Origin of the sequence: Geminicoccus flavidas, from assembly GCF_009806515.1 — a bacterium.
Lineage (GTDB): Bacteria > Pseudomonadota > Alphaproteobacteria > Geminicoccales > Geminicoccaceae > Geminicoccus > Geminicoccus flavidus.
The window spans coordinates 1-682 of sequence record NZ_WUJP01001137.1; the positions used below are offsets into that span (position 1 = coordinate 1).

The following is a 682-nucleotide window of genomic DNA, read 5'->3' on the forward strand; positions in this document are numbered from 1 at the left end:
CACGGTGGTGCCGGAGATCGCACTCGCCAAGATCCGGGACGACGCCCCGTTCGACAAGGTCTGCTATGTCGGTTGCGGGGTGACCACCGGGATCGGGGCGGTGATCTGGACCGCCAAGATCGAGGTCGGCTCGAACGTGGTGGTGTTCGGCTTAGGCGGCATCGGGCTGAACGTGATCCAGGGGGCGAAGCTCGCTGGCGCCAAGATGATCGTGGGCGTGGACCTGAACCCCGAGCGCGAGGCGATGGCGCGCCAGTTCGGCCTGACCCACTTCGTCAATCCCAAAGAGGTCCAGGGCGACCTGGTCCAGCATCTGGTGGCGCTCACCGATGGCGGGGCCGACTACAGCTTCGAGTGCGTGGGCAATGTCCAGCTGATGCGCCAAGCGCTGGAATGCTGCCATCGCGGCTGGGGGGTCTCGACCATCATCGGCGTGGCGGGTGCTGGCCAGGAGATCTCCACCCGGCCGTTCCAGCTGGTCACCGGCCGCAAGTGGCAGGGCACCGCCTTTGGCGGGGCCAGAGGCCGCACCGACACGCCCAAGATCGTCGACTGGTACATGGACCAGCAGATCCAGATCGACCCGCTGATCACCCACACCCTCAAGCTCGAAGACATCAACGACGCCTTCGACCTCATGCACCAGGGCAAGTCGATCCGCTCGGTGGTCGTCTATTGAGCG

The 682-nt window shown here is 65.5% G+C and carries 1 protein-coding gene; it reads left to right on the forward strand.

Going from position 1 to position 682, the window contains the following annotated elements; all coding sequences use genetic code 11:
• Positions 1 to 679: zinc-binding dehydrogenase (locus EQG76_RS31460; protein ID WP_159719131.1), on the forward strand; the 679-nt coding region annotated here is incomplete at its 5' end.
• Positions 680 to 682: the final 3 nt, after the last annotated feature.